The 21,729-nt window shown below is 68.7% G+C and carries 23 protein-coding genes; 15 read left to right on the plus strand and 8 right to left on the minus strand.

Going from position 1 to position 21,729, the window contains the following annotated elements; translation table 11 throughout:
* The 5 genes from ACU5AX_RS05525 to ACU5AX_RS05545 all read right to left on the minus strand — a co-directional run bounded on the left by ACU5AX_RS05525 (window position 1) and on the right by ACU5AX_RS05545 (window position 5,573).
* Complete coding sequence (locus tag ACU5AX_RS05525; protein WP_446690474.1) at window positions 1-1,008, minus strand: alpha-ketoacid dehydrogenase subunit beta; 1,008 nt, start codon at window positions 1,006-1,008, stop codon at window positions 1-3.
* A 187-nt stretch (window positions 1,009-1,195) separates the two neighbouring features.
* Complete coding sequence (locus ACU5AX_RS05530; RefSeq protein ID WP_446689966.1) at window positions 1,196-2,482, minus strand: 3-methyl-2-oxobutanoate dehydrogenase (2-methylpropanoyl-transferring) subunit alpha; 1,287 nt, start codon at window positions 2,480-2,482, stop codon at window positions 1,196-1,198.
* A 135-nt stretch (window positions 2,483-2,617) separates the two neighbouring features.
* Complete coding sequence (locus ACU5AX_RS05535) at window positions 2,618-3,619, minus strand: fumarylacetoacetate hydrolase family protein (RefSeq protein ID WP_446689967.1); 1,002 nt, start codon at window positions 3,617-3,619, stop codon at window positions 2,618-2,620.
* An 89-nt stretch (window positions 3,620-3,708) separates the two neighbouring features.
* The gene (locus ACU5AX_RS05540; protein ID WP_446689968.1) at window positions 3,709-5,277 is read right to left on the minus strand and encodes a methyl-accepting chemotaxis protein; all 1,569 of its coding nucleotides are present in this window, start codon (window positions 5,275-5,277) and stop codon (window positions 3,709-3,711) included.
* Complete coding sequence (locus ACU5AX_RS05545; protein WP_198352306.1) at window positions 5,274-5,573, minus strand: hypothetical protein; 300 nt, start codon at window positions 5,571-5,573, stop codon at window positions 5,274-5,276. The genes ACU5AX_RS05540 and ACU5AX_RS05545 overlap by 4 nt, the downstream gene beginning before the upstream one ends.
* A gap of 310 nt (window positions 5,574-5,883) precedes the next feature.
* Here ACU5AX_RS05545 and ACU5AX_RS05550 point away from each other — a divergent pair, with 310 nt between their 5' ends.
* Together ACU5AX_RS05550 and ACU5AX_RS05555 are read left to right on the plus strand one after the other, a co-directional pair.
* A complete protein-coding gene (locus ACU5AX_RS05550; RefSeq protein ID WP_446689969.1) occupies window positions 5,884-7,275 on the plus strand; it encodes a DEAD/DEAH box helicase in 1,392 nt (463 codons plus the stop codon).
* 395 nt (window positions 7,276-7,670) lie between these two features.
* Window positions 7,671-7,937: a hypothetical protein gene (locus tag ACU5AX_RS05555; RefSeq protein WP_446689970.1), complete on the plus strand. Its 267-nt coding sequence runs from the start codon at window positions 7,671-7,673 to the stop codon at window positions 7,935-7,937.
* A 190-nt stretch (window positions 7,938-8,127) separates the two neighbouring features.
* On the opposite strand, the gene ACU5AX_RS05560 is transcribed toward ACU5AX_RS05555, so the two are convergent.
* On the minus strand, window positions 8,128-8,919 hold the full coding sequence (locus ACU5AX_RS05560; RefSeq protein ID WP_446689971.1) for a crotonase/enoyl-CoA hydratase family protein: 792 nt from the start codon (window positions 8,917-8,919) through the stop codon (window positions 8,128-8,130).
* Window positions 8,920-8,995: 76 nt separating this feature from the next.
* On the opposite strand from ACU5AX_RS05560, the gene ACU5AX_RS05565 reads away from it, so the two are divergent.
* Window positions 8,996-9,421: a PaaI family thioesterase gene (locus ACU5AX_RS05565; RefSeq protein ID WP_446689972.1), complete on the plus strand. Its 426-nt coding sequence runs from the start codon at window positions 8,996-8,998 to the stop codon at window positions 9,419-9,421.
* Window positions 9,418-9,804 (plus strand): PaaI family thioesterase, encoded by a 387-nt coding sequence (locus tag ACU5AX_RS05570; protein ID WP_446689973.1) that lies wholly within the window; start codon window positions 9,418-9,420, stop codon window positions 9,802-9,804. The genes ACU5AX_RS05565 and ACU5AX_RS05570 overlap by 4 nt, the downstream gene beginning before the upstream one ends.
* 3 nt (window positions 9,805-9,807) lie before the next feature.
* Here the strand turns inward: ACU5AX_RS05570 and ACU5AX_RS05575 are convergent, their stop codons facing one another.
* Window positions 9,808-11,052, minus strand: a complete 1,245-nt coding sequence (locus ACU5AX_RS05575) for a PQQ-dependent sugar dehydrogenase (protein ID WP_446689974.1) — start codon at window positions 11,050-11,052, stop codon at window positions 9,808-9,810.
* 174 nt (window positions 11,053-11,226) lie between these two features.
* On the opposite strand from ACU5AX_RS05575, the gene rimP reads away from it, so the two are divergent.
* From rimP to ACU5AX_RS05590, 3 genes are read left to right on the plus strand one after another with little or no spacing between them, the layout of a single operon-like run.
* The gene (gene rimP, locus ACU5AX_RS05580; protein ID WP_446689975.1) at window positions 11,227-11,823 is read left to right on the plus strand and encodes a ribosome maturation protein RimP; all 597 of its coding nucleotides are present in this window, start codon (window positions 11,227-11,229) and stop codon (window positions 11,821-11,823) included.
* Window position 11,824: 1 nt separating this feature from the next.
* Window positions 11,825-13,441: a transcription termination factor NusA gene (gene nusA / locus ACU5AX_RS05585; protein ID WP_198352298.1), complete on the plus strand. Its 1,617-nt coding sequence runs from the start codon at window positions 11,825-11,827 to the stop codon at window positions 13,439-13,441.
* Entirely contained in the window at window positions 13,441-13,671 is a 231-nt protein-coding gene (locus ACU5AX_RS05590) for a tautomerase family protein (protein WP_198352297.1), read from the plus strand. Before nusA ends, ACU5AX_RS05590 begins: the two co-directional genes overlap by 1 nt.
* 127 nt (window positions 13,672-13,798) lie before the next feature.
* Here the strand turns inward: ACU5AX_RS05590 and ACU5AX_RS05595 are convergent, their stop codons facing one another.
* Window positions 13,799-14,086 (minus strand): GIY-YIG nuclease family protein, encoded by a 288-nt coding sequence (locus tag ACU5AX_RS05595; RefSeq protein ID WP_446689976.1) that lies wholly within the window; start codon window positions 14,084-14,086, stop codon window positions 13,799-13,801.
* 182 nt (window positions 14,087-14,268) lie between these two features.
* On the opposite strand from ACU5AX_RS05595, the gene ACU5AX_RS05600 reads away from it, so the two are divergent.
* The 8 genes from ACU5AX_RS05600 to rpsO all read left to right on the plus strand — a co-directional run bounded on the left by ACU5AX_RS05600 (window position 14,269) and on the right by rpsO (window position 21,568).
* Window positions 14,269-14,976, plus strand: coding sequence for a DUF448 domain-containing protein (locus ACU5AX_RS05600; RefSeq protein WP_446689977.1), 708 nt, complete (start codon window positions 14,269-14,271; stop codon window positions 14,974-14,976).
* Window positions 14,973-17,807 (plus strand): translation initiation factor IF-2, encoded by a 2,835-nt coding sequence (infB, locus tag ACU5AX_RS05605; RefSeq protein ID WP_446689978.1) that lies wholly within the window; start codon window positions 14,973-14,975, stop codon window positions 17,805-17,807. Before ACU5AX_RS05600 ends, infB begins: the two co-directional genes overlap by 4 nt.
* A 143-nt stretch (window positions 17,808-17,950) precedes the next feature.
* Window positions 17,951-18,337: a 30S ribosome-binding factor RbfA gene (gene rbfA / locus ACU5AX_RS05610; RefSeq protein ID WP_198352294.1), complete on the plus strand. Its 387-nt coding sequence runs from the start codon at window positions 17,951-17,953 to the stop codon at window positions 18,335-18,337.
* A gap of 120 nt (window positions 18,338-18,457) precedes the next feature.
* Entirely contained in the window at window positions 18,458-19,033 is a 576-nt protein-coding gene (locus ACU5AX_RS05615) for a thymidine kinase (protein WP_198352293.1), read from the plus strand.
* Window positions 19,034-19,106: 73 nt separating this feature from the next.
* Window positions 19,107-19,796 carry a site-2 protease family protein gene (locus ACU5AX_RS05620; protein WP_446689979.1) on the plus strand — a complete coding sequence of 230 codons (690 nt, stop codon included), beginning with the start codon at window positions 19,107-19,109 and terminating at the stop codon, window positions 19,794-19,796.
* A gap of 60 nt (window positions 19,797-19,856) precedes the next feature.
* Window positions 19,857-20,249 carry a hypothetical protein gene (locus tag ACU5AX_RS05625; protein WP_446689980.1) on the plus strand — a complete coding sequence of 131 codons (393 nt, stop codon included), beginning with the start codon at window positions 19,857-19,859 and terminating at the stop codon, window positions 20,247-20,249.
* 42 nt (window positions 20,250-20,291) lie between these two features.
* Window positions 20,292-21,281 (plus strand): tRNA pseudouridine(55) synthase TruB, encoded by a 990-nt coding sequence (truB, locus tag ACU5AX_RS05630; protein ID WP_446689981.1) that lies wholly within the window; start codon window positions 20,292-20,294, stop codon window positions 21,279-21,281.
* 17 nt (window positions 21,282-21,298) lie between these two features.
* Window positions 21,299-21,568 carry a 30S ribosomal protein S15 gene (rpsO, locus tag ACU5AX_RS05635; protein ID WP_198352289.1) on the plus strand — a complete coding sequence of 90 codons (270 nt, stop codon included), beginning with the start codon at window positions 21,299-21,301 and terminating at the stop codon, window positions 21,566-21,568.
* Window positions 21,569-21,729 lie beyond the last annotated feature (161 nt).

Raw genomic sequence — 21,729 nt, forward strand, 5'->3', positions numbered from 1 at the left:
TCAGGCGTCCTTCATGATCTTCTTGAGCGCCTCGCCGATGCGGACCGGGCCCGGGAAATAGGCCCATTCGAGGCTGTGGGGATAAGGCGTGTCGAACCCGGTGACGCGCTCGATCGGCGCCTCCAGGTGGTAGAAGCAGCGTTCCTGCACCAGCGCCGACAGTTCGGCGCCGAAGCCGGAGGTGCGTGTCGCCTCGTGGACGATCATGCAGCGGCCGGTCTTCTTCACCGACGCCTCGATCGCTTCGATGTCGAGCGGCACGAGCGTGCGCAGGTCGACGATCTCGGCATCCACGCCGTGGTCGGCGACGACGCGCTCGCAGACATGGACCATCGTGCCGTAGCAGAGGATGGTCAGCGCCTCGCCGGGGCGGACGATCGCTGCTTTGCCGAGCGGCACGGTGTAATGGCCGGTCGGCACCTCGCCGCCCGGATGCTTCGACCAATTCTCCGCCGGCTTGTCCCAATGGCCGTTGAACGGGCCGTTGTAGATGCGCTTCGGTTCGAGGAAGAGGACGGGGTCGTTGTCCTCGATCGCCGCGATCAACAGCCCCTTGGCGTCGTAGGGCGTCGCCGGGATCACCGTCTTTATGCCGGAAACGTGGGTGAAGATCCCTTCCGGCGACTGCGAGTGCGTCTGGCCGCCGAAGATGCCGCCGCCATAGGGCGAACGCACCGTGATCGGCGCGGTGAAGTCGCCCGCCGAGCGATAGCGCAAGCGCGCCGCCTCGGAGACGAGCTGGTCGAGCGCGGGATAGATATAGTCGGCGAACTGGATCTCCGGCACCGGCCGTAGGCCATAGGCGCCCATGCCGATCGCGACGCCGATGATGCCGATCTCGGTGATCGGCGTGTCGAACACGCGCGTCTTGCCGTATTTCGCTTGCAGACCGGCGGTGGCGCGGAACACGCCGCCGAAATAGCCGACGTCCTCGCCCATCACCATCACGTCCGCATCGCGCGCCATCGCGACGTCGAGCGCGGAGTTGATCGCCTGGATCATGTTCATCCGGCTGGTGGCGGGGGTGTCGCCTTCCGCCAATGCAGGGGGACGCGCAGTGTCAGTCATTCCACAATCCTCGTCATCCCCGCGCAGGCGGGGATCCAGACGCGCAGGTGATCGATGGAGCCGCCGGCGCTGCGGCTCTGGACTCCCGCCTTCGCGGGAATGCCGGAGGGGCGGACGGCCATCGCCATCACTTCCGCGCCCATGGCCGTCCCGACGCTTCTTCCTCGTCCAGCATCATCTGGCGCTGCTCGCGCAGATGCCAGGGCATCTCCTCGAACACGCCGTCGAACAAGGAATCGAGCGGCTGGTGCAGGCCGTGGCCGAGGATGCCGTTCTTCTCGGCCTCCTTCTGGATGGCGCGCACTTCTTCGGCGATCGCCTTGTCCTGAGCGGCGTGGCGATCCTCGTCCCATTCGCCGATCACGATCAGATGCTGCTTCAGGCGTGCAATCGGGTCGCCCAGCGGCCAGGCGGTCGGTTCGCCCGCGCTGCGATATTGCGACGGGTCGTCGGAGGTCGAATGGCCTTCCGCGCGGTAGGTGAAATGCTCGATCAGCGTCGCGCCCTGGTTGGTGCGCGCGCGCTCCGCCGCCCACAACGTCGCGGCATAGACCGCCAGCGCGTCATTGCCGTCGACCCGCAGCCCGGCGATGCCATAGCCGATCGCGCGCGCCGCGAAGGTCGTCGCCTCCGCCCCGGCGAAGCCCGAGAAGCTGCTGATCGCCCACTGGTTGTTGACGACGTTGAAGATCACCGGCGCGCGATAGACCGCGGCGAAGGTGCAGGCCGAGTGGAAGTCGCCCTCCGCGGTCGAACCCTCGCCGCACCAGGCGGCGGCGATACGCGTGTCGCCCTTCGCCGCCGATGCCATCGCCCAGCCGACCGCCTGCGGATATTGCGTGGTCAGATTGCCGGAGATCGAGAAGAAGCCGTAGTCCTTCGCCGAATACATGATCGGCAGCTGCTTGCCGCCGAGCTTGTCGCCGCGGTTCGAGTAGATCTGGTTCATCATCTCGATCAGCGGATAATCGCGGGCGATGAGCAAGCCCTGCTGGCGATAGGAGGGGAAGCACATGTCGTCGCGGTCGAGCGCCTGCGCCGCGGCGATCGCCACCGCCTCCTCGCCCGTCGCCTTCATGTAGAAGCTGGTCTTGCCCTGGCGCTGGGCGCGGAACATCCGCTCGTCGAAGGCACGCAGCCGTACCATATTGTACAGCATCCGGCGCAACGTGTCCGGCGACAGCTTCGGGTCCCAGGGGCCGACGGCACGCCCGTCCTCGTCAAGGACGCGGACCATCGTATAGGCGAGATCGGTAAAGGCGCGCGCCTCTTCGGCGGTGTCGGGGCGGCGCTGCGCGCCCGCCGGCGGCACGTCGACCGCGGCGAAATCGACCGTATCGCCGGGGCGGAACTTGGGTTCCGGCACGTGCAGCGTCAGCGGCTGCAGATTGGCGCGGGTGGTCTCGGCCGCCACGTCTCTCTCCTCGTCTCGCCACCGGATTCGTCCGCCGGCGGTGTCCGCACCGGCTCTTGCCGATGCGTAACTTAATTTCAAGCGGCTTTACGACTGTTGCGGCGCCGGACGGGTCGATCCGGTCGCCGCGACCGCTCAGCCGACCGTCTGTTCGATCACCCCGAAGATCGGATGGTGGCGATCGTCCTCCGCCCAGATCCGCACGGTGTCGCCCTGCTTCAGGAAGGGCGTGACCGGCTTGCCGCCCGCGATCGTCTCCACCGTGCGCAATTCGGCCAGGCAGCAATAGCCGACGCCACCGTCGGCGATCGTCTGGCCCGGGCCGCCGTCGGGCCCGCGGTTGCTGACCGTGCCCGACCCGACGATCGTGCCGGCGCCGAGCCGCCGGGTCTTGGCGGCATGGGCGACCAAGGTGCCGAAGTCGAAGGTCATGTCCTCGCCCGCGGCGACGCGGCCGAACGGCTGACCGTTGAGGTCGACCATCAGGGTGCGGTGCAGCTTGCCGTCCCGCCACCAATCGCCGAGCGCGTCGGGCGTGACGAAGACCGGCGAGAAGGCGCTCGCCGGCTTGGACTGGAAGAAGCCGAAGCCCTTGGCCAGCTCGCCGGGGATGAGGTTGCGCAAGCTGACGTCGTTGGTCAGCCCGACGAGGCGGATCGCGGCGAGCGCCTCGTCACGGCTGGCGCCGAGCGGCACGTCGCCGGTGACGACCACCACCTCCGCCTCGAGGTCGCAGCCCCAGCTTTCGTCGGCGAGCGGAATCGCGTCGCGCGGCCCCAGGAAGCCGTCGCTGCCGCCCTGGTACATCAGCGGATCGTGCCAGAAGCTGTCCGGCATCTCCGCCCCGCGCGCCTGCCGCACCAAGGCGACGTGGTTCACATAGGCCGAGCCGTCCGCCCATTGATAGGCGCGCGGCAGCGGCGCCGCCGCGTCATGCTCGTGGAAGCGCAGCCGCGGGATCGTCTCATGCTCGAGATCGGTGGCGAGATTCTGCAGGTCGGGGAGCAGCCGGTCCCAATCGTCGAGCGCGGCCTGCAGGGTCGGGACGATATGGCCGGCATCGGCGCACCAGGCGAGGTCGTTGGAGACGACGACGAGCTTGCCGTCGCGACCGTGCTTCAGGCTGGCCAATTTCATGCGCGATCCTCTTCCTCGTTGGAGCGCGAGCATAGATGGCCGGCCGGCGCTTGCCAGCCCGAAAACGTATCAGCCGTTACCGGATCGCGTCAGGCGGCGCGGTTCTGCGCATCGCGCAGCTGCTCGACGAAGCCGACCGTCGATCGGCGCAGGCGACGCGCGTGGTCGGACAGGGTGGTGGCGGCATCGCGCACCTCGCCCGACAGCGCGCCGGCGGCATTCACCGCCTCGGCGACATGCCCCATCCGCGCCGCGATCATATGGGCACCGGTGCGCGCTTCATGCACGCTCTGCGCGATGCGGTGCGCAGTGCCGCCCTGCGCGGCGACCGCGGCACGGATGTCCTCGGCGGCGCCCTCGACCTGGCCGACCGCGGCGGAGGCGGCGTCGAGATCGCTGGCGGCGGCATCGACGCCCTGCTGGACGCTGGCGACCAGGCTGGCGATCTTGTCGGTGGCACGGCCGGTGGCGCCGGCGAGTTGCTTGACCTCGCTCGCCACCACCGAAAAGCCGCGGCCGGCATCGCCGGCGCGTGCCGCCTCGATCGTCGCGTTGAGCGCGAGCAGATTGGTCTGCGCGGCGATACCGTTGATCTCGCCGACGAAGCCGCCGATGTCGATGGCCCGGCGCGCCAGCGTCTGGACGGTGGCGTCGCCGTTCTTGGCGCTGGTCCGCGCGGCGGCGGTCAGCCGGCTCTGCTGTTCGGCGCTTTCCGCGACGCTGGCGATCGCCCCGGTCAATTGGTCGACCGCGGCGGCGACGCCGCGCACCGCGTCCGACGCCTGGGTCGCGCCCGATGCCGCCTCGCTGGCCTGACGGCCGGCGTCGGCGGCGAGGCCGTTGAGCGTCGTCGCCGATCCCTCCAGCCGTGCCGAGGCGCTTTCGATCGCCACCGCGACCTCGACCACGGTCGCTTCGAAGGCGGCGGCGAGCGCCACCAGTTCGGCGCGGCGCTGTGACTCGCTGCGTTCCTCCACCGCGCGGCGGGCGTCGCGGTCGGTCGCCGAGCGGTCCTCCGCGGCGCGTGCCGCGGCGAGCGCGTTAACCGCCCGCTCGCGCTCGACCCGCGCGGCCTCGCGCTCCGCCTCGGCAGCGGCGGTGAGCCGTTCGCTTTCGGCGCGTGCGGCATGCTGGTGCGCGACGAGCTGGCGCAGCTGCAACGTGACATAGGTCAGCGCTGCGAATTGCAGCACCACCGCGACGACGTGGAACAGGACGCGCCAGACGCCGCCGCGGCCGTTCTCGAACACCCAGCCCGGCATCAGCCAGTCGAGGGCAAGATGGTGGACCGCGATCAGCACCGAGGCGAGCGCCAGCGGCCGCCAGTCGCACAACACGGTCAGCGCGGCGAGCGCCGAGAAGAAATACATGTGCGCGTCCATCTGCCACGGCTGTCCCGACAGCAGGAAGACGAACAGCGCCGGCAGCACCGCCGCGAGGCTGCCGACCGCGAGCCGTGCGCCGGCGTCGTATCGCCGCCGGATCGCCAGCATCGTCGGGATGATCATCGACGCCGTGGCGAGCAGGGTGGCAGGCAGGACATGCGGGCTGCCGACGATCCAGCCGAGCAGCGCCAGCGTCGGCACGGCGGCGAGCGACACAGCCACCAGTCCGCGCACGCCGCGCTGACGCAGCGCGTCGAGGCTCTCGATCGTCATGCCGTGTCGCCGCAGAGCAGAGCCGGCGCGCCGAGGGTAAGGACGCCGTGGCGCAGCAAGGGCCAGTCGAGGATGCCGAGATCGCCGCGTACGACCAGGGTCGAGCCGGGACCGCGATCGACGATCAGCGCGCCGCGGTCGACGGCGGCACGGGCTAGCCCGGCGCTGCCGTCGAGCGGCACGAGCAGCAGGGCGCCGCCCGGTGCCGGGGCGAAGCCGAGCATGACGATCAGCGCGAGCGCGCCGACGATCTGCGGCACGGCCCAGCGGAGCGCGCGGAATGGCATCCTCTTCATTCCATCGGCCTAGACCCCAGGAGTTGCGCGATAGTTAACGCCCTGGGAAACATGAAGAACAGACTTCTCTGTGGATCTTGCTCGGGCTCGCGATCGGCGCCGCACCCGCTGATCATTGACATTTCGTCCGGTAGCGCGCACATGGCCGCTCATCGAGGCGTCATGCAGCGTGAACGGAGCTTGGCTCCCGGCTCCGCCTCGGTCGATCCGTTCAGGGCTTCCCTATTCACGCGGGGTGTCAGTTTTCCCCCGCCACCCGTGCGCCGTTGCCGGCGCTCACGGGCATGGCCCGTTGTTTGAGGTTTATACCATGTCCTTTTCCGATCTCGGCCTCGCCGAGCCGCTGGTCCGCGCGCTCGAAGCCAAGGGCTATTCCGAGCCGACGCCGATCCAGCGTGACTCCATCCCCACCCTGCTCGAAGGCCGCGACCTGCTCGGCATCGCGCAGACCGGCACCGGCAAGACCGCGGCCTTCGTGCTGCCGTCGATCCAGCGCCTCGTCGCCGCCAACAAGCGCGTGCTGCCGACCCATGTTCGCATGCTGGTGCTCGCCCCGACGCGCGAGCTCGCCGGCCAGATCGCCGACAATGCGCGCGGCTACGGCAAGTTCTCGAAGCTGACCGTTGCCACCGTGTTCGGCGGCACCAGCATCAACAAGAACCGTCAGGACGTGGCGCGCGGCGTCGATATCCTGGTCGCGACGCCGGGCCGCCTGATCGACCTGGTCGAGCAGGGCTTCGTCAATCTGTCGATGATCGAGATCCTGGTCCTCGACGAGGCTGACCAGATGCTCGACCTTGGCTTCATCCACGCGCTGAAGCGCATCGTGAAGATGCTGCCGAGGAAGCGCCAGACGCTGTTCTTCTCGGCGACGATGCCGCCGTCGATCCGCGAACTCGCCGACAAGTTCCTGACCGATCCCGCGACGGTGTCGGTGGTCCCCGCCTCCACCACGGCGGAGCGCGTCGACCAATATGTCACCTTCGTCAACCAGACGGAGAAGCAGGCGCTGCTGACCCTGGTGTTGCAGGATCCGGCGATCGACCGTGCGCTGGTCTTCACCCGCACCAAACATGGCGCCGATCGCGTCGTGAAGCTGCTCGCCGGCAACGGCATCGCCGCCAATGCGATCCACGGCAACAAGAGCCAGGGCCAGCGCGAGCGCGCGCTCGGTGAGTTCAAGGACGGCAAGGTCCGCATCCTCGTCGCCACCGATATCGCGGCGCGCGGCATCGACGTCTCGGGCGTCAGCCATGTCGTCAACTTCGAACTGCCCAACGTGCCGGAGCAATATGTCCACCGCATCGGCCGGACGGCGCGCGCCGGCAACAGCGGCATCGCCATCGCCTTCTGCGCCGATGACGAGCGGCCGTACCTCAAGGACATTGAGAAGCTGACCCGCCAGAAGGTCGCGGTGCGGCCGCTGCCCGACCAGTTCACCGCCAAGGCGGAGGCGATCAAGACGGCGCGGGTCAAGGCGATCGGCGCCGATCCGGCCCCGCGCGTCGACCTGCCGCGGCAGCGCCAGATCCCGAAGCCGCGCGCGACGCATGCGCCGACCTCGACCCGCGACTACGCCAATGCCAGCCGTAACCGGCGCGGTGGTGGCGGTGGCGGCGGCGGCGGCGGCGGTGGCCGCGGCCGCGGTCGCGGCGGCCAGGGCCGCGGCGGCGCGGGCGCCGGGACCGGCGCGAGCCGCTAAACGGACCGGCGGCGCGGTGCCTCGACAGGCACCCGCCGCCGCCCCATTTGGCGCTTGCGGATGCTCGCGCTTCGCCTTCGCCGGGCATGCGATGCCCGTTTCGGCCAGAGCCGATCGCCATTCGGCATGGCAGGCCATGTTTCGTCATCCCAACGGACGCAGGGATCCAGATTCCCTGACGTCACGGCTCGACAAGCAGCCTGCGCGCGTCTAGATTCCCGCCTGCGCGGGAATGACGGCAGGGCATTTTCCAAGCCTGCGATGGCGTCAGCTCGCAATGTCCCGGCGTCGCTACACCAGGAATGACGTTCGCCGCGCGCGAACTGCCGTTCTCGACACACTTGTCGCTGAACCTCCCTCCCCGCTCGCGCATTGACGATGCGAAGGAGAGAGCCATGGACGTGTCCACCACCCCCATCGCCGAACGGATCGCCCGCGTACTCGCCGGCCAGCGGATCAGCGCCAATGCCGGCGGCGACGCCGAATCCGCCGGGGACGCGGTCGATGCCGCGTGGCGCGACTATCTCGCCGATGCCCGCGCGGTGCTGAAGACGCTGCGCGAGCCCGACCAGGCGATGGCCGCCGCGGGCGACCCGGCGATCTGGGAGCGGATGGTGCTCGCCGCGATCGCCGAATCCAGGCCGGAGACGGTGGTTCTCTAGGACCGATCGACGTTCAGCATCGCAGGCTTTGGACACGCCCTGCCGTCATTCCCGCGAAGGCGGGAATCCAGACGCGCGGAGGCGGCTTGTAGAGCCGTGACGTCAGTGGTTCTGGACCCCCGCCTCCGCGGGGATGACGAAGCATGGCCTGCCATGCCGAATGTCGATCGGCTCTAAAGGCCGGCCGTCCTCAATCGACGAAATGCGCCAGACGCTTCTGCATGTTGGCCATGACCTGTTCGATCTGGTTCGGCGTCCGGATCAGTGCCAGCTGCTCCTCCGTCTCCGCCCGCAGCACCGTTTCGGCATCCGCCTCCGCCGCCTGATTGTAGAGTCGCTTGGCGCCGCGCACCGCATGCGGATTATGGCCTGCGATATCGCGGGCCAGCGCCAGCGCCTCGCCGATCGGATCCTCGCTGACGCGGGTGACGAAGCCGTGTCCCGCCGCCTCCGCCGCGTCGAATTCGCGCGCGGTGTAGGTCAGCTCGCGCAGCACGTCGTCGCGAACCAGAGTTCGCCACAAGGCCACTCCCGCCATGTCCGGCACGATGCCCCAATGCAGTTCGCGGATCGCCAATCGAGTCCCCGGATGGGCCAGCCGGACATCGCCGCCGCTAGCCACCTGCAATCCGCCGCCCAGCGCGACGCCATGCAGCGCGACGATCACCGGCATTGGTAGCTCGCGCCAGCCCCAGGCGACATATTGCGCCAGATTGGCGATGCCGTGGCGCCGCGTCGCCAGGTCGATCCCGACTCCGTCGCCGCCCAATCCCGCCATCGCCGCCATGTCGAGGCCGGCACAAAAGGCCCGCCCCTCGCCCGACAGGACGACGCAGCGCACGTCCTGGCGCGTCTTCAGGGCGTCGATGGTCGCGGCCAGCGCCTCGAACATCGCGGGATCGAGCGCATTCATCTTGTCGGGCCGCGACAGGCGGACGTCGGCGATATGGTCCTCGACCCGGACGGTGACGCGGTCGCTCATCTCTCTCTCCCAGCTTTGCGCTTCCTTACCACCGCCGCCGCATTGCGCTACCTCCGCCGCCGTGTACAAACCGCGCATGAGCGGGTTCGACATCCAGCGGTTCACCGCACGCGGCTTCGGCGGCCATATCGGACGTTTGGGTCTGACCTATTATGACAGCGGTGCTGACTGGGTTTCGCTGGCCTTGCCCTATGCCGAGGATCTGGTCGGCGAGCCCGAGACGGGAGTGGTCGCGTCCGGTCCGATCGTGACGATGATGGATACCGCCACCAGCCTGGCCGTGTGGGTGAAGCTGGGCCGGTTCCAGCCGCAAGCGACGCTCGACCTGCGCGTCGACTATCTGCGCCCGGCGCGGCCCGGCAAAACCGTGATCGGCCGCGGCGAGTGCGTGAAGATCACCCGCTCCGTCGCTTTCGTCCGCGGCGTTGCCTATGACGAGGGCCCCGACGACCCGCTCGCCCAGGTCGCGGGCACGTTCATGCTGATGAGCAACTGGTCGTGACGCTGCCGCCCTATGCCAGGTTGCTCGGCGTCACCGTCGAGACGAAGGCCGATGCCGCGCCGCTGATCGTCATGCCGTTCGGCGACGACGTGCTCGGCCGCCCCGGCTTCCTGCATGGCGGCGCGATCGCCGGGCTGCTCGAGATCGCGGCGATCGCCGCGCTGCGCCACGCGCTGGCGGTGGAGGGCGGCGGTCGCATCAAGCCGATCGGCGTCACCGTCGACTATATGCGCGGCGGCCGCGACAAGCCGACGTTCGCTCAGGGCATAGTGAGCCGCCTCGGCACGCGCATCGCCAATGTCGATGCGACCGCCTGGCAGGACGATCCCGCAAAGCCGATCGCCCGCGCCCGAATGAACTTCCTTCGTATGCGCGAAGATTGAGAACTATTTGGCGGTCAGCCGCAGCAACCGGCCGCCCGCGCCCTTGCCGCCGTCCTCCAGCAACCAGATCGCCCCGTCGGGCGCCTGGGCGACATCGCGGATGCGGGTGCCCATGTCCCATTGGTCCTTCGCGGCCGCCCGCGCGCCATCGACCGCGACGCGGATCAGCGATTCGTCCGACAGCGCCGCGATAAACAGCGAGCCCTTATATTGCGGGAACATCGCGCCCGAATAGGCGATCATCCCGCCCGGCGAGATCGACGGGTTCCACCACAGCACCGGCGCGGCGAAGTCGGGGCGGCTGGGATGATCGGGGATCGGCTTGCCCGAATAATTGTCGCCGTTGGACACGACCGGCCAGCCATAGTTGCGGCCCGGCTCGATCAGGTTGAGCTCGTCGCCGCCCTTCGGCCCCATCTCCTCTTCCCACAGGCGGCCGTCGGCGGTGAAGACGAGGCCGTAGGGATTGCGATGGCCGCTGGTCCAGGTCATCGCCTGCACCCCGCCCCTGGCGTACATCGGATTGCCCGGCCACGCCTTGCCGTCGAGCGTCAGGCGCAGGATCTTGCCGAGCAGCTGCTGCGGGTCCTGCGCCGGCGTGAAGCGCTGCCGCTCGCCCGAGGTTAGGAACAGCGATCGGCCGTCCGGCGCGAAGGCGATGGTCGCGCCATATTGGCCGCCGGGCCCGTCCGATCCGGCACGCCAGATCACGGCGACGTCGCGCAGCGCCGGCGTGGTGCCGGCGGCGTCGAGCGTGCCGCGGGCCAGCGTCAGGCTGCTGCCGCCATTGGGCCGCGGCTCGGCGTAGGTCAGGTAGATGACGCGGCTCTCCGCAAAGGTCGGCGCGATGGCGACGTCGAGCAGGCCGCCCTGCCCGCCCTGCGCGACGCTCGGCACGCCGCCGACCGGCACCGCGCCGCCATCGGCACGCCGCAGCATCAGCCGCCCTGCCTTCTCGGTGACCAGCAATTGGCCGTCGGGCAGAAAGGCCATGGCGAACGGCGCCTCGAACCGACCGATTTCCGCCACCGCAAAGGGCGGCGGCGTCTTGGGCAAATTGGCCCGGCCGGTGGTTGCGGGCACGTTGCGGATCGACGGATCGGCGGGTGCGTCGCGCGGCACCGGGGCGTTCGCTCCGGCCGGCTGCGGGCCCTGCGGCCCCTGCGGTGCAGCGGGCGCCGTCTGCTGCGGCTGCGCGGAACAGGCGGTTCCCATCATCGATAGGGCAAGCAGGCCGGCGCGGTGCATCGATCTCTCCCAGGAAGGCGTCCTGTCATAACCGCTTACCGCGTCGGCGGTTGCCCGCTTGCGCCGCAGGGACATGCAGCGTATATGGCGCATGTCTTCTCTTACATCGCCAGGTGAAAGAGGCTGCGGGGTCCCCTCCGCGGCGCCGACAACGCACATCCCGTAAAGGTCCCCATGGTCGATATCGCCCTCCTCACGCAGATCATCGAACCCGAAGCCAAGGCGCTCGGCTTCGATCTCGTGCGCGTGAAGATGTTCGGCGGCAAGTCGGACCCGACCTTGCAGGTGATGGCGGAGCGGCCGGATACCGGCCAGCTGACGATCGACGATTGCGCCGATCTGTCGCGCCGCATCTCCGACCGGCTCGACGAACTCGAGGCGGAGGGGCGCGACCCGATTCCGGACGCCTATCGGCTCGAAGTGTCCTCGCCCGGCATCGACCGCCCCCTCACCCGCCCCCAGGATTATGCAAACTGGCTCGGGCACGAGGCGAAGATCACGCTGACCGACAAGGTCGACAACCGCAAGATCCTGACCGGCGATCTGGTCGGCATCGATGGCGAGAACGTAACGATCGACGTCCGCGGCCATCAGCCGATGACCGTGGCGCTGCCGCAGATCGCCGATGCCAAGCTGACGATCACCGACCGGCTGATCGCCGCCACCGCGCCGCTGTCGACGGAAGGCGCGGACGAATTCGTGGAGGTGTCCGACGATGCGGACACCGCCGACACCAACGACAACGATGCCCTGAAGGAAGGACACGCTTAAGATGGCCAGTGTTGCCACCGCCAATCGCGCGGAGCTGATCGCGATCGCCAATTCGGTCGCGTCGGAGAAGATGATCGACAAGGCGATCGTCATCGAGGCGCTGGAGGAAGCGATCCAGCGCGCGGCCAAGACCCGCTACGGCATCGAGAACGACATCCGCGCCAAGCTCGACCCGCAGACCGGCGACCTGCGCCTGTGGCGCGTCGTCGAGGTGGTCGAGGCCGTCGACGACTTCTTCAAGCAGGTCGACGTCGCGCAGGCGCAGAAGCTGCAGAAGGGCGCGGCTGTCGGCGACTATATCGTCGATCCGCTGCCGCCGATCGAGTTCGGCCGCATCCAGGCGCAGGCGTCGAAGCAGATCATCTTCCAGAAGGTCCGCGACGCCGAACGCGACCGTCAGTATGAAGAGTTCAAGGACCGCCAGGGCGAGATCATCACCGGCGTCGTCAAGCGGGTCGAGTTCGGCCATATCGTCGTCGACCTCGGCCGCGCCGAGGGCGTCATCCGTCGCGACCAGCAGATCCCGCGCGAGGTGGTGCGCGTCAACGACCGCATCCGGTCGCTGATCCTCAACGTCCGCCGCGAGAACCGTGGGCCGCAGATCTTCCTCAGCCGCGCGCATCCCGACTTCATGAAGAAGCTGTTCGCGCAGGAAGTGCCCGAGATCTACGACGGCATCATCACCATTCAGGCCGCCGCGCGCGATCCGGGCAGCCGCGCCAAGATCGGCGTGATCAGCCGCGACAGCAGCATCGATCCGGTCGGCGCCTGCGTCGGCATGAAGGGCAGCCGCGTGCAGGCCGTCGTGCAGGAGATGCAGGGCGAGAAGATCGACATCATCCCCTGGTCGCCCGACACCGCGACCTTCGTCGTCAACGCGCTCCAGCCCGCGTCGGTCAGCCGCGTCGTCATCGACGAGGAAGAGGACCGGATCGAGGTGGTCGTGCCCGACGACCAGCTCTCCCTGGCCATCGGTCGCCGCGGCCAGAACGTCCGCCTCGCCAGCCAGCTGACCGGCAAGGCGATCGACATCCTGACCGAGGCCGACGCCTCCGAGAAGCGCCAGAAGGAATTCGTCCAGAATTCCGAGATGTTCCAGAACGAGCTCGACGTCGACGAGACGCTGGCGCAACTGCTGGTCGCCGAGGGCTTCGGCGCACTGGAAGAGGTCGCCTATGTCGAGCTCGACGAGCTCGCCGCGATCGAGGGCTTCGATGAGGACCTGGCGCAGGAGCTGCAGAGCCGTGCGCAGGAAGCGCTCGATCGTCGCGAACAGGCTGCCCGCGAGGAGCGCCGGTCGCTCGGCGTCGACGACGCGTTGGCCGACATGCCGTACCTGACCGAGGCGATGCTGGTCACGCTCGGCAAGGCGGGCATCAAGACGCTCGACGATCTCGCCGACCTCGCTACCGACGAATTGGTCGAGAAGAAGCGCGCCGAGCCGCGTCGCCGCAATGACGATGCCCCCAAGCGCCCCGAGCCGAAGGGCGGCATCCTCAGCGAGTATGGCCTGAGCGACGAGCAGGGCAACGAGATCATCATGGCGGCGCGCCAGCATTGGTTCGCGGACGAAGAGCCGGCCGCCGACGCCGAAACCGCAGAGGGCGAGGAGGCCTGATGCCGTTCGTCTCGATCCGACTGGCCGGCTCCGCGACCAAGGAGCAGAAGGCGGGTGTCGTCGCGGACGTGACGGCCTCGCTGGTCGCGCGTCTCGGCAAGAACCCCGCCGCGGTCCAGATCGTGATCGAGGAGGTTTCGACCGAGAATTACGCGGCCGGCGGGCAGTTGCTCGCCGATCGCGATGCTCCCAAGCCGAGGGAGGACGCGCATGCGGTTCCCTCGCAATGAGGCGCTAGGTCACCTCGTAAACCGACGGTCGTCACCCCGGACTTGTTCCGGGGTCCACTCTTCCGCGCCCACAACATCCGCGGCATGCGCGGAACGGTGGATGCCGGAACGAGTCCGGCATGACGGGTCAGGGCATGGGCGGCAGGCCGAGTGGGATCGCGAGGTCGTTCCATTCCGGATTTGCGCGTTCGATCAGGTTCTTCTTCCAGTCGCGGCGCCATGCCTTGATGCGTTTTTCGCTGGCGATGGCGTCGTTCATCGTGTCGGTCATCTCGAACCAGACGAGGCGGTGGATGCCGTAGCGCTTGGTGAAACCGTCGAAGGTGCCGTCGCGATGCTGGATTATCCTGCCGATCAGGTTGGACGTAACGTCGGTGTAAAGGGCGCCGTTGAAGCCGTTGCTGAGGATGTACACGCAGGATTGCCGCTCGCGCATGCCCCGCACGGTGCAATGAATCCAAAGCGGCCTCAATCCCATTGCGTCATGCCGGACTTGTTCTGGCATCCACCCGTCCACATGCGCCTGAGTACGTTGCGTCGGCGGGACCGTGGATGCCGGGACAAATCCGGCATGACGGCTTCGCGGGAGGCGCACGTATGAGCGATGCCGTCCGCAAGTGCATCCTGTCGCAGGAACGTGACGCGCGCGACTCGCTCGTCCGTCTCGCGCTCGCCCCCGACGGCCAGATCCTGCCCGACGTGCGCGCCAAGGCGCCGGGGCGCGGCGCCTGGATCGGCGTGTCGCGCGCCGAGCTGGAAGAGGCGATCGCCAAGAAGCGGCTGCGCGGTGCGTTGCTGCGTGCATTCAAGGGCGCCGAACTTATCATCCCCGACGACCTGCCGCAGCGGATCGCCGATGCGCTGGAGCGCAACGCGCTCGACCGGCTCGGCCTCGAGGCCAAGTCCGGCACGCTGCTGACCGGATCGGAGCGGATCGAGACCGCGGCGCGGTCCGGCCAGCTCCACGCGCTCTATCATGCCGCCGATGCGAGCGACGACGGACGGCGCAAGCTGGCTCAGGCCTGGCGCGTCGGTTCGGACAAGGAAGGTTCCGACCTCAAGGGCTTGGCACTGCCTGTCGCACGCCCCATATTGTCGTTGGCGCTGGGCCGCGAGAATGTGGTACACATAGGCCTGACCGACCGCGCTGCCGCCGCGCGGGTGAGCGATGCGCTCGACCGCTGGCTGCATTTTATCGGAACCGAATCTGCCCCTGCGCCTTGCGAAACGGCCTCGCGAGGTTCATCGCCCTCCGGCTCTTCCGGGGCGCTGCCGGCCGTAGACGTAAACGAGGATTTTGAGTGAGCGAGACCGACAACGACAAGCCGAAGCTCGGAATGCGCGCGCCCTTGGGGTTGAAGCGCACGGTCGAGACCGGCCAGGTGAAGCAGAGCTTCAGCCACGGCCGCTCCAACACCGTGATCGTGGAAACCAAGCGTCGCCGCGTGCTCGGCCGTCCGGGCGAGACGCCGGCGGCTGCGCCCGAGCCGACGCCGGTCGCCGCGCCGGCTCCTGCGCCCGAGGCCCGCACCGCGCCGCCGGCGCCGCGCCCTGCACCGGCCGGTGAGACCGCGCAGGAGCGCCAGGCCCGCCTGCTGCGCGAGGCGGAAGAGCAGCGGATGCACGCTCTTGAGGAAGGCCGCCGTCGCGAGGAGGCCGAGCGTGCCCGTGCCGCGGAGGAGGAGCGTGCCCGCGCCGCCGAGCGTGCGGCCGCACCCGTCGCAGCGCCCGAACCCGCGCCGCAGCCCGAACCCGAGGCGCCGCAGCCGGCGCCCGTGACGGAAGCGGCCGCGCCGACGCCGACCGTGTCGGTTCCGACGCCCGCCGGCCGCGGCTTCCGCCCGGTCGAGCGGCCGGTGCCGGCTCCGCAGCCGATCGCCGAAGAGGCCCCTGCTCCGGAGCCGGTCCAGGCTGCGACGCCTGCGCCCGCACCGGTCGAGGCGGCGCTCGCTCCTGCTCCGACGCCGGCCCCGCAGCCGGCGGCGCCCGAGCCGACGGCGCCGACCGTCGAGCTTGGCCGCGACCCGTCGCTGCCGGCGCCGCGCCGCTTTTCGCCGGTCGCCCGCCCGGAGATTCCGAAGCCTGCGCCGAAGCCCGCGCCGGCACCGGTCGCCGCACCGAGCGCCCCGGCCCAGACCGGTAGCGCCGCTGCGCCGAACCGGCCTATGCCCTCGGGCCAGGCGACGCCGCGCAACGCGCCGCCGAGCCGTCCGCAGCAGCGCGACCGCAAGGGTGACGAGCGTCGCGGCGGCAAGCTGACCGTCAACCGTGCGTTGAACGAGGACGGTGGCGCCCGCGCCCGCAGCCTCGCCGCGCTGAAGCGCGCGCGCGAGAAGGAAAAGCGTGCGTTCGGCGGCCCGCGCGAGCAGCAGGCCAAGCAGGTCCGCGACGTGCAGGTGCCCGAGGCGATCACCGTCTCCGAACTCGCCAACCGCATGGCGGAAAAGGGTGCGGACCTGGTCAAGGCGCTGTTCAAGATGGGCATGCCCGTCACGCTCAACGCGACGATCGATCAGGACACCGCCGAGCTGCTGGTGACCGAATTCGGGCACAACATCGTGCGCGTCTCCGATTCGGACATCGACCTTGCCGTCGACACGACCGAGGATGCGACCGATCAGCTGCAGCCGCGTCCGCCGGTGGTTACGATCATGGGCCACGTCGACCATGGCAAGACCAGTCTGCTCGACGCGCTGCGCGGCACCGACGTGGTGCGCGGCGAGGCCGGCGGCATCACCCAGCATATCGGCGCCTATCAGGTCACGCTGAAGGACAAGTCGAAGGTCACCTTCCTCGACACGCCGGGCCACGAGGCCTTCACCGCGATGCGCGCGCGCGGCGCCGATGTCACCGACATCGTCGTGCTGGTGGTCGCGGCGGACGACGGGCTGATGCCGCAGACGATCGAGGCGATCAACCACACCAAGGCGGCCGGCAAGCCGATGATCGTTGCGATCAACAAGATCGACAAGTACGAGGCGAATCCGCAGCGCGTGCGCGAGCGTCTGCTCGAGCATGAGGTGGTGGTCGAGAGCATGGGCGGCGACGTCCAGGAAGTGGAAGTCTCCGCGCTCAAGAAGACCGGTCTCGACGAGCTGATCGAGAAGATCCAGCTACAGGCCGAAATCCTCGAGCTGAAGGCCAACCCCGATCGCGCCGCCGAAGGCACCGTGGTCGAGGCGAAGCTGGACAAGGGTCGCGGCCCGGTCGCGACGGTGCTGGTCACCCGCGGCACGCTGAAGGTCGGCGACGTCTTCGTCGTCGGCGCGGAAAGCGGCAAGGTGCGCGCGCTGATCGACGACAAGGGTCGGCAGATCAAGAGCGCCGATCCGTCGATGCCGGTCGAGATCCTCGGCATCTCCGGCGTTCCCTCGGCGGGCGATCCGCTGCAGGTCGTCGAGAGCGAGGCCCGCGCCCGCGAGGTCGCGGAATATCGCCAGGGCGTGCTGACGCAGAAGCGCACGACGGCGGCCCCGGCGAGCCTGGAGAGCATGTTCTCCGCGCTCAAGGCCAATCAGGCGATCGAATATCCGGTCGTCGTCAAGGCCGACACGCAGGGCACGGTCGAGGCGATCGTCGCGTCGCTCAACAAGCTGTCGACCGACGACATTCGCGTGCGCATCCTGCATTCGGGCGTCGGCGGCATCACGGAGAGCGACGTCAACGTCGCGGCGGCAAGCGGAGCGCCGATCATCGGCTTCAACGTCCGCGCCAACGCCAATGCGCGCCAGATCGCCGAGCGTCACAAGGTCGCGTTGAAGTATTATGACGTGATCTACGACCTGATCGACGAGATCCGCGCCGGCATGGCGGGCGAGCTCGGGCCGGAGGCGTTCGAAACCGTCGTCGGCCGTGCCGAAATCCGCGAGGTCTTCTCGGCGGGCAAGCACGGCAAGGCCGCCGGTCTGCTGGTGGTCGAAGGTGCGATCCGCAAGGCGCTCAAGGCCCGCATTACGCGTAACGACGTCATCATCTACGTCGGCGAGATCGCGTCGCTGCGGCGCTTCAAGGACGACGTGGCGGAAGTCCGCGCCGGCCTGGAATGCGGCGTCACCTTCTCGAACAACTTCATCGATATTCGCTCCGGCGATTTCCTGGAGACGTTCGAGGTCGAGCTGCGCGAACGCACGCTGTAACACCCTAATCCCTCTCCCCTCGGGAGAGGGAGGGAGCCGGCACAGCCGGCGGAAGGGTGAGGGTGACGTGAGGGTGCTGACACCCTCACCCTCCCACCGCCTGACGGCGGCGGGCCCCTCCCTCTCCCGTCGGGAGAGGGAATATGCAAAAAGACCCCCAGGAGAAATCGGTCCGCACCCTGCGCGTCGGCGAACAGGTGCGTCACATCCTGTCCGACATCCTGCAGCGCGGCGACGTCCACGACGAAACGCTGGCCAGCCACATGGTCAGCATCACGGAAGTGCGCATGTCCCCCGACCTGCGCCACGCCACCGTCTTCGTGAAACCACTGCTCGGCAAGGATGAGGAGGCGGTGCTGAAGGCGCTGCGCACCAACACCGCCTACCTGCAACGCGAGGTCGCGCACCGCATCAAGATGAAATATGCGGCCAAGCTCAAGTTCCTCAGCGACGAGAGCTTCGACGAAGGCAGCCATATCGACGCGATCCTGCGCAAGCCGGAGGTGGCCCGCGATTTGGGCGAGGATTGAACCGAGCCAAGTCGCTGCGTTCAAACACCGCGGGTGACATCGCCCGATCGAGCCCTCATCAGTTAGGCACGCGATCGTCGCCGGCTGGACAAGACCCTGATCCTGCGGTCTGACACGGCGATGGCCAAGCTGTATTTCTACTACGCCTCCATGAATGCGGGCAAATCGACCACGCTGCTGCAGGCGGATTTCAACTATCGCGAGCGCGGCATGGCGACGATGCTGTTCACCGCCGCGATCGACGACCGGTTTGCGTTCGGCACGATCACCAGCCGGATCGGCCTGGAGGCGCAGGCGACGCCGTTCGACGCGCAGACCGATATGGCCGCCCGTGTGGCCGAGCGGCATGCCCGCGAGCCGCTCGCCTGTGTGCTGGTCGACGAGGCGCAGTTCCTGACCGCCAAGCAGGTCGATCAGCTCGCCCGCATCTGCGACGTCACCAACATACCGGTGCTCGCTTATGGCCTGCGCACCGACTTTCGCGGGCAGCTGTTCGAAGGCTCGGCGCGGTTGCTCGCGCTCGCCGATGCCTTGGTCGAGATCAAGTCGGTCTGCGTCTGCGGTCGCAAGGCGACGATGAACCTGCGCGTCGACGCCGCCGGCCGTGCGATCGCCGAAGGGCAGCAGACGGAGATCGGCGGCAACGACCGTTACGTCGCCCTGTGCCGGCGACATTTCAGCGAAGCACTGGGGTGACCGACGCCTGTTCGGCACGACGCGACCCTGCCAGCCACTGGCGCTTTGCCCCCGCCCCGGCCATATCGGCGTGATGAGCCCGGACCATATCGTCTACCGCACCGCCGTGTGGATCATCCCGCTGATCATCGCGATCGTCTTTCACGAGGTCGCGCACGGCTGGATGGCGAAATGGCTGGGCGATCCGACCGCCGCGGAACGGCGGCGGCTGAGCTTCAATCCCATCCGTCACGTCGATCCCGTCGGCACGCTGATCCTGCCGCTCGGCCTCGCCATCGCCGGTGCGCCGGTGTTCGGCTGGGCGAAGCCGGTGCCGGTGGTCGCGGCACGGCTGCGCAATCCGCGCTGGGGCATGGTGGCGGTGGCGCTCGCCGGCCCGGGGATGAACCTGATCCTCGCCACCATCGCCGCCGTGGCGCTCGGCCTGACCGCAGTCGGCGTCGGCCAGGGCCAGCCGGGACCGGTTGCCGCCTTCATCATCGCCAATCTGATCAGCTTCCTGTGGGTCAACGTCTTCCTGGCGCTATTCAACCTGTTGCCGCTGCCGCCGTTCGACGGCGGCCACGTCGTCGAGGGCGTGCTGCCGCGCCCGCTCGCGGCGCGCTACGCGCGGCTGGATCAGCTCGGTATCGTGCTGCTGCTCGGCCTGCTGGTCGTGTTGCCGATGATCTCGCCCCGCCTCGACGTCGTCCAGCATCTGATCGCGCCACCGGCGCAGGCGCTGGTGGGGTGGTTCCTGTCGCTAGCGGGTGCGATCGCCTGATCGCCTCGGAACCGCCGGCACTCATCCCCGGTTGAAGCGGCGTCGCCTAGGAGGACCGTCATGCGAAGCCTGCTCTGCCTGGCGCTCGGCGCCACCGTCATCGCCCTTCCCGCCGCGGCGCAACAGCGCACCCCGACGGGCAAGGAAACCGTCATCACCTTCGCGGGCAACGGCGGTCTGCGCGACTGGCAGGCGGGGCCGCCCGACAGCGGCATCGTCTATGTCCGCGATCGCAACCTCAGCTGGTATCGCGTCCAGCTCACCGGTCCCTGCGCCCGCGATCGCGCGCTCGACACGCTGCGCTACACCACCGATGTCAACGGCACGTTCGATCGCTTCTCGCGGGTCAGCCTCGCCCGCTATCCGAACCAGATCTGCGGCGTCACCAGCATCCGCACCAGCCTGCCGCCGAAGGGCCAGCCGGGTGCGCCCAAGGTCAACCCGCCGCGCTGATCCGCGCTTGCATCGCGGCGTGGCTCCGCTAGGCGCGCGGCGATGCACGGTTGGATCATCATCGACAAGCCGCTGGGCCTGGGGTCGACCCAGGGCGTTTCGGCGGTCAAGCGGGCGCTGCGTCAGGGCGGCTATGGCAAGGCCAAGGTCGGGCACGGCGGCACGCTCGATCCGCTCGCCACCGGCGTGCTGCCGATCGCATTGGGCGAGGCGACCAAGCTCGCCGGGCGGATGCTCGACAGCGACAAGGCCTATGCCTTCACCATCCGCTTCGGCGAACAGACCGACACGCTCGATGCCGAAGGCGCGGTGATCGCGACCTCGCCGGTGCGTCCGACGATGACGGAGGTCGAGGCGGTGCTGCCGCGCTTCACCGGACCGATCTCGCAGGTGCCGCCGGCCTATTCGGCGCTGAAGGTCGACGGGGAGCGGGCGTACGACCTCGCGCGGGCGGGCGCGGAGGTGGCGCTGAAGAGCCGGGACGTGACCATCTATTCCCTGTCCTCCCCGGCACGGGGAGCGGGACCATCCGAAGGATGGTGGAGGGGGCTTTCCTCGAGTGATGGCGCCTGTGGCAGCCCACCCTCCACCGCCTCCGGCGGTCCCCCTCCCCGGGTTGGAGAGGATATCGACGAAATCACCCTGGTCGCCCATGTCTCCAAGGGCACGTACATCCGCAGTCTCGCCCGCGACATCGCGCTGGCGCTCGGCACCGTCGGTCACGTCTCGATGCTGCGCCGGCTGAAGGCGGGGCCGTTCGACCTCTCCCACGCGATATCGCTGGACAAATTGCACGATGCCGCTATGGCCCGCGATCTTGAACACCTACTCCTGCCGCTGAGGGCGGGGCTGGACGACATCCCGGCTCTTGCTCTCGAACCCGACCAGGCAGGGGCGCTCCGTCAGGGGCGTGTGCTGGCCGGGATCGCCGCAGACGATGGCTCCGCGTTCGCGATGCTGGGGGATGTCCCGGTCGCGCTGGTGGAGGTGGAGGACGGTTTCGTCCGTGTCGTCCGTGGCTTCAACCTGTAGTAATAGAAAGGACGACGATGTCGATCACTGCAGAGCGCCGCCAGGAGCTCATCAAGGAACACGCCCGTCAGGAGGGCGACACCGGTTCTCCCGAGGTGCAGGTCGCGATCCTGTCGGAGCGCATCAAGAACCTGACCGAGCACTTCAAGGGCCACGCCAAGGACAATCACTCGCGCCGCGGTCTGCTGATGCTGGTCAACAAGCGTCGCAGCCTGCTCGACTACCTCCGCCACAAGGATGGCGATCGGTATCTGGCGCTGATCGCGAAGCTCGGCCTTCGCAAGTAATCCGGCAAGGGCGGCTCTCGGGCCGCCCTTCTCGCATCTGCCCTCGCGCAATCCGGCGTCGCGGGCATAGGGGCGACGCAACGTCCCGCACCGCCGCGGACCGGTTTAGTCCGCGAGACAGGCCCCGGACGGGATAGGCCCGCCGGAGTGAAGGAAATAGA

The organism is Sphingomonas benefaciens (assembly GCF_052907485.1).

Excerpts from the sequence above, each read along its gene's own strand:
- ACU5AX_RS05525 (WP_446690474.1), bottom strand. The coding sequence starts at position 1,008 with ATGAACATGATCCAGGCGATCAACTCCGCGCTCGACGTCGCGATGGCG.
- ACU5AX_RS05535 (WP_446689967.1), bottom strand. The coding sequence starts at position 3,619 with ATGAAATTGGCCAGCCTGAAGCACGGTCGCGACGGCAAGCTCGTCGTC.
- ACU5AX_RS05540 (WP_446689968.1), bottom strand. The coding sequence starts at position 5,277 with ATGACGATCGAGAGCCTCGACGCGCTGCGTCAGCGCGGCGTGCGCGGA.
- ACU5AX_RS05545 (WP_198352306.1), bottom strand. The coding sequence starts at position 5,573 with ATGAAGAGGATGCCATTCCGCGCGCTCCGCTGGGCCGTGCCGCAGATC.
- ACU5AX_RS05550 (WP_446689969.1), top strand. The coding sequence starts at position 5,884 with ATGTCCTTTTCCGATCTCGGCCTCGCCGAGCCGCTGGTCCGCGCGCTC.
- ACU5AX_RS05555 (WP_446689970.1), top strand. The coding sequence starts at position 7,671 with ATGGACGTGTCCACCACCCCCATCGCCGAACGGATCGCCCGCGTACTC.
- ACU5AX_RS05560 (WP_446689971.1), bottom strand. The coding sequence starts at position 8,919 with ATGAGCGACCGCGTCACCGTCCGGGTCGAGGACCATATCGCCGACGTC.
- ACU5AX_RS05565 (WP_446689972.1), top strand. The coding sequence starts at position 8,996 with ATGAGCGGGTTCGACATCCAGCGGTTCACCGCACGCGGCTTCGGCGGC.
- ACU5AX_RS05575 (WP_446689974.1), bottom strand. The coding sequence starts at position 11,052 with ATGCACCGCGCCGGCCTGCTTGCCCTATCGATGATGGGAACCGCCTGT.
- rimP (WP_446689975.1), top strand. The coding sequence starts at position 11,227 with ATGGTCGATATCGCCCTCCTCACGCAGATCATCGAACCCGAAGCCAAG.
- nusA (WP_198352298.1), top strand. The coding sequence starts at position 11,825 with ATGGCCAGTGTTGCCACCGCCAATCGCGCGGAGCTGATCGCGATCGCC.
- ACU5AX_RS05590 (WP_198352297.1), top strand. The coding sequence starts at position 13,441 with ATGCCGTTCGTCTCGATCCGACTGGCCGGCTCCGCGACCAAGGAGCAG.
- ACU5AX_RS05600 (WP_446689977.1), top strand. The coding sequence starts at position 14,269 with ATGAGCGATGCCGTCCGCAAGTGCATCCTGTCGCAGGAACGTGACGCG.
- rbfA (WP_198352294.1), top strand. The coding sequence starts at position 17,951 with ATGCAAAAAGACCCCCAGGAGAAATCGGTCCGCACCCTGCGCGTCGGC.
- ACU5AX_RS05615 (WP_198352293.1), top strand. The coding sequence starts at position 18,458 with ATGGCCAAGCTGTATTTCTACTACGCCTCCATGAATGCGGGCAAATCG.
- ACU5AX_RS05620 (WP_446689979.1), top strand. The coding sequence starts at position 19,107 with ATGAGCCCGGACCATATCGTCTACCGCACCGCCGTGTGGATCATCCCG.
- ACU5AX_RS05625 (WP_446689980.1), top strand. The coding sequence starts at position 19,857 with ATGCGAAGCCTGCTCTGCCTGGCGCTCGGCGCCACCGTCATCGCCCTT.
- truB (WP_446689981.1), top strand. The coding sequence starts at position 20,292 with ATGCACGGTTGGATCATCATCGACAAGCCGCTGGGCCTGGGGTCGACC.
- rpsO (WP_198352289.1), top strand. The coding sequence starts at position 21,299 with ATGTCGATCACTGCAGAGCGCCGCCAGGAGCTCATCAAGGAACACGCC.